Raw genomic sequence first — 5,335 nt, forward strand, 5'->3', positions numbered from 1 at the left:
TATTTATTGATTTTGGATCAAAACTTCTATCTAAAACACTTTCAATTGCACTCTTGTTATAGATAATACCTCTACCTTCAACACAGAATGGGAATGAGTAAATCTTTCCATCAACTGTTAAATTAAGAGCATCTGTCTCTGTTACCCATTTTTCATTTGTTAATTCAAGTGCATATTCTTTAGCAAGTCCTACGATATCTGTTGGGTCTAAGATAGCGAGGGTTGGAGCATTACCTGAATTATACATTGTTGTGATTTTTGTATAAGGAACTTCACCAGCACCACATGCAATTACTTCTACGTGTATACCCTTATCTTTCTCGAACTGAGAAGCAATCTTCTCAAGACCTGTTTGAATTTCACCCTTTGAGTTTAAGAGTGTAATTGAAACCTTTGCAGTGCTTGTTGATTTAGTAGTTTCTGTTGTTTCGCCTTTCTTTGAACAACTGCAGAGTACTAAGAGTACTGCAAGAACAACGGTAAATACTTTAATGGACCTTTTCATTTGTCTCTCCTTTTTCTTTGTTTACAAAACTAGCTTACTATAGGTTTTTCTATATGTCAAACGTTTGTTATAAAAATTTTCACATTTTTTTAAACTATTGAAAAATGAGCAAAATTTATGTTGATTTACCTAGAAATATCAGATAATAATATGTTAAGCGATTAATATAACAACCGTTTAATAATGGAGGATTTTAATGTCTGACTTTCAATCTAGATTAAATTGTAGAATAGATGAATTAAGAAGACTATTAATTGATTTATATGGTACTGATACTTCTCTTGAAAAACTATTATTAATAATGAGAGAGTATTATTATAAAAGAGATGAAGATTTAAAAGCACTTGATCAAAAACGTCTTGATGACCCAATGTGGTATAAGCGTAGCGATATGTTAGGCTATACAATGTATAGTGATTTATTTTCAACTTCATTAAAAGATTTGAAATCAAAGGTCGATTATCTTCAAAAGTTATCATTAAAATACCTTCATTTAATGCCACTTTTACAAATGCCTTTAAAGGACAATGATGGTGGTTATGCTGTTGAAGATTTTTTTAATGTAGATAAAAGATTTGGCACTAATGAAGATTTAGCAGCATTAACAAGAGAGTTAAGAAAATATGGTATTAGCCTTTGTTTAGACTTTGTAATGAACCATACTGCATCTACTCATGAGTGGGCTAAAAGAGCAGAAGAAGGGGATGAATACTATCAAAATTACTATATGTGCTTTAGTGATAGAACCATTCCTGATGAGTACGAAAAGACTACTCCTGAAGTATTCCCTGCAACTGCTCCAGGAAACTTCATTTGGTCTGAAAAGATGAAAAAGTGGGTTTTATCCTCATTTTATCCATACCAATGGGATTTAAACTATAGAAATCCTGATGTATTAATTGAGATGTTAAAAGCCTCCTTACACCTTGCAAATCTTGGTGTTGAAGTATTTAGACTCGATGCTGTACCTTACATTTGGAAACAACTTGGAACTACTTCAAGAAATCTTCCAGAGGTACATAAGATTGTTAGAATAATGCGTCTTGTACTCGAAATTGTATCACCTTGTGTAATATTAAAGGGTGAAGTTGTAATGGCTCCAAAGGAGTTAAAGGCTTATTTTGGAACTAAAGAAGCTCCAGAATGCCACTTACTTTACAACGTTTCCTTAATGGTTAACTTCTGGTCAGCTCTTGCAAGTCAAAATGTAAAGTTACTTAACTACATGGCAGAGGATATTCTTAATCTTGATGAGCACTGCTACTTTGTAAACTACATAAGATGTCATGATGATATTGGTTGGGGGCTAGATGAAGATAAAGAAAGATCTATTGGTATTGACCCACTAAAGCATAAAATCTTCTTATACAAATTCTTTGAAGGCTCCTTTAAAGGATCATACAGTAGAGGACAACTTTATAACTATGATGAAGTAAGCTTAGATGCACGTTCATGTGGAACAACTGCTTCCCTTTGTGGTATTGAGAATGCTCTAAACTATGACGATGATAAGCTATTAGAAAAAGCTATTAAAAGAGATTTGTTAATGCATGCAGCACTTTACTCATTTAGAGGTTTTCCAATGCTTTCATCAGGCGATGAAATTGCTCAGCTTAATGACTATTCATATTTAAATGATCCAAGTCGTGCATTAGATAGCAGAAACCTTCATCGTTCTAAGTTTAAATGGGATAGAGAAAAACTTGCTGAAAGTGAAGATGGATATGAAAACGCTATCTTTGATGGTATCTTGAAGCTCGATGAAGTTAGAAAAAATGAGAAGTGCTTTGATGCAGAGGCTAAGGTAACAACTTGGTATTCTCATTCTGATAGTGTTTTTGCTATTCGTCGTTCAATTGAAGATAAAGATATGCTCTGTGTAATGAACTTTGCAGATAGAAAAGAAAATGTGTCATTTGAATACTTTGTTGGTGAGTATAAAGATTTATTCACAGGTAAAGTAGTGACTCCTGGACTTGGTTTTACTCTTGATGCATATGAATATATGTATTTGGTGAAGAATAATTAACACATATATAGCTATCCTATTCTCAATTGGTAGGATAGCTATAAAATAATTCGTTTAAATATAGTTTCATGTATTGCAACAAGTTTGTCTGAGATACAAACGATATAACTTTCCTTATATTTTGGAGGAGTAATATTTAGAGGAAACATATGCTTCCTAATAATATCTTTTTCTATATCGTTTAGAGAAAAATCCTTTTCTGCATTATCTAGTGCACGCTTTGCATGGGTGTACCCATGCCACCTATGGCTACAATCCTTATGGTGCCAATCATATAAAAAATAGTCATGAAGGAGTGCTCCTCTTATTAAGGAAGTTTGGTCGACATTAAGATTAAAAAGTTTGGAAATATAAATAGATACGAGAGCAACTGAAATGGAGTGATGAAAGACATTAATTACACCATGCTGGAGAAACTGTCTTTCTCTTCTTAATTTATCACTTATAAGCAAATTGCCACAAGAATTTGCCAATAAACGATAAGAAGAATAATTCATTTTGAAAAAGTTATTTTTCATAATAAATTTTTAGCCTGCATCAGCAAATATAATACTGATACAGGCAAAGAATAAATAATTAAATTAAGAATAATGATAAAATCCAAGTAAAGATGATACCAACTACACCCATGATACCTGTCATTGCAGATTGTGTTTTATAACCATCTGTTGTTTCGATTTGACCAAATTTAGTTACAACCCAGAAGTATGAGTCATTTGCGTGTGATACTGTCATAGCACCAGCTGCGATAGCCATTACTGTTAAAACACCTGCCATTGGAGTATTTAGGCCAAGAAGACTCATCATTGAACCATTATCTGTAATAGCTCCCATGATACCAGCTGTAGTTGTAAGTGCTACAGTTGATGATCCTTGAGCAGACTTTAATATTGCAGATACTAAGAATGGGAAGAAGATACCAATCTTTGCCAAGATTGCTGCATGTTCCTGCATATAACCAACAAATCCTGCTTCTGAGATTACCTTACCAAGTACACCACCTGCTGCAGTTACAAACAAAATAGGTCCGACAACACGGAGAGTATCATCAACAATTTTGTAGAAGTCACCAATCTTTTTCTGCTGGAATAATAAAATAACACCAAATACAACACCAATTGCTAAAGCAATAATAGGAGTACCTACGAAGGTAAAGAATGTCTTAGCACCACCTTGTATACCTGCCATACTAATTATTGATGAAAGTGCCATACAGATAATTGGAATAATAATTGGGGCAAGAGCCATAAAACCGTTTGGAAGCTTTCCAAAGCTCTTAAGTAACTCTTTATATTCTTTTTCAGATGTTTCTTGTAAGTCTTCTACAGTCTTAACTTTCTTTCCAATGTAGTTTGCATAAAAGTATGCTGCTATTAAACAAGGAATAGAAACTAATGCACCAATACCCATTACAAGTAAGAGGTGTTCACCAACTCCCAATGTATTTGCTGCTGCAATTGGACCTGGTGTTGGTGGAATAAATACGTGAGCTGTATAAAGACCAGCTGATAGACATACTGTTAAAGCTACAGATGAGTACCCTGTTTTCTTTTGAAGAGATCTTCTAATAGGATCTAAAATTACGAAACCTGAGTCACAGAATACTGGAATTGAAACTACCCATCCCATTAGTTCCATAGCTAGATCTGGATGCTTTTTACCAACAAGTTTAACAACCATTTCGGCTAATTTAAGAGCACCACCAGTTTTTTCAAGTATTGTTCCGATAATTGCGCCCAAGATAATTACGATACCGATTGATGAGAAAGTACCGGAGAAACCTGCTCCTATCATAGAAGGAATCTTTCCAAGAGGAATTCCTACTATAAGAGCAAGAATGAGTGATATCGCCATAAGTGCGATAAATGGATGAACGTGAAGCTTGCTAATTGCGATAATCATTATGACAATAGAAATCACGAATGCAATGATTAATCCTACACCAGACATATTGTCCTCCTTTGTTTTGTTTCAGAATATACCTGCTATTTCTATCTAGCAAGTAAAATATGAGAGATATATTATTTACTTCACGAGGTATAAAATGGAGTATAGAAAACCAATAAAAGAAGATGCCAAAAACATGCTCGAATATTTAAAACAAGTAGGTAGCGAAAGTGATAATTTAACATTTGGAAAAGAAGGTCTACCTTTTACAGTAGAACAGGAGGAAGAGTATTTAGATAAATTAACATCTCCTTGCATTGTTGCTGTCGATGATGAGGGGAGGATTGTTGGTGATGGTAGCTTAGAGCTTGGAGTTAGAAGAATTAGTCATAGTGCAGAGCTGGGTATTTCTGTTATTAAAGAATACTGGGGTAAAGGGGTAGGTAGCACAATAATGGAGCTACTTATCAAGGAAGCAAAAGATAGGGGTGTAACTAAAATTAATTTAAAAGTTAGAGCTGATAACCAAAGAGCAAAAGGACTATATAAGAAATTTGGCTTTGTAAAAGAAGGCTATAGCACTAGGATGCTAAAAATAGGTGATGAGTACTTTGATGGAGAGTATTGGGGGCTCATGCTTTAATAGAAAAACTGCCAGGTGATTTTCTCATCTGGCAGAATAAAAGTATAAACAATAACAATAATTATTTATCTTCAAGTGGACCTAAAAATTGTTCACTAAAAGCATCTAAAATTGGTTCATCATAGACAGGAATATCTTTATAAGGATCCTCTTCACATTTTGGAGGAAGACTCTTCATATATTCATCCATAGCAACTGCAACATTCTTTGCTGTTGCAACAGCTTCAACAACAGTTCTTGCACCATTTACTGCGTCTCCACCTGCAAATAC

6 protein-coding genes are annotated in these 5,335 nt (G+C 34.0%); 2 read left to right on the forward strand and 4 right to left on the reverse strand.

The features are described 5' to 3' along the window. Positions 1–505, reverse strand: a 505-nt coding sequence (locus SOY52_RS06405) for an ABC transporter substrate-binding protein (protein WP_320848136.1), incomplete at its 3' end; no start/stop codon positions are given. Between the two features lie 196 nt (positions 506–701). Between SOY52_RS06405 and SOY52_RS06410 the strand changes: the two genes are divergently transcribed. Then, a complete protein-coding gene (locus SOY52_RS06410) occupies positions 702–2,534 on the forward strand; it encodes an amylosucrase (protein ID WP_320848137.1) in 1,833 nt (610 codons plus the stop codon). Between the two features lie 38 nt (positions 2,535–2,572). Here the strand turns inward: SOY52_RS06410 and SOY52_RS06415 are convergent, their stop codons facing one another. Further along, a complete protein-coding gene (locus SOY52_RS06415; RefSeq protein WP_320848138.1) occupies positions 2,573–3,052 on the reverse strand; it encodes an HD domain-containing protein in 480 nt (159 codons plus the stop codon). 58 nt (positions 3,053–3,110) lie between these two features. After that, on the reverse strand, positions 3,111–4,484 hold the full coding sequence (locus SOY52_RS06420; RefSeq protein ID WP_320848139.1) for a GntP family permease: 1,374 nt from the start codon (positions 4,482–4,484) through the stop codon (positions 3,111–3,113). Between the two features lie 94 nt (positions 4,485–4,578). Here SOY52_RS06420 and SOY52_RS06425 point away from each other — a divergent pair, with 94 nt between their 5' ends. Beyond that, complete coding sequence (locus tag SOY52_RS06425; protein ID WP_320848140.1) at positions 4,579–5,064, forward strand: GNAT family N-acetyltransferase; 486 nt, start codon at positions 4,579–4,581, stop codon at positions 5,062–5,064. Between the two features lie 61 nt (positions 5,065–5,125). On the opposite strand, the gene SOY52_RS06430 is transcribed toward SOY52_RS06425, so the two are convergent. Beyond that, on the reverse strand, positions 5,126–5,335 hold a 210-nt coding region (locus SOY52_RS06430), incomplete at its 5' end, for a hypothetical protein (RefSeq protein WP_320848141.1).

Origin of the sequence: Bullifex sp. (genome assembly GCF_034103065.1) — a bacterium.
In the GTDB taxonomy this organism is placed as follows: Bacteria; Spirochaetota; Spirochaetia; order Sphaerochaetales; family Sphaerochaetaceae; genus Bullifex.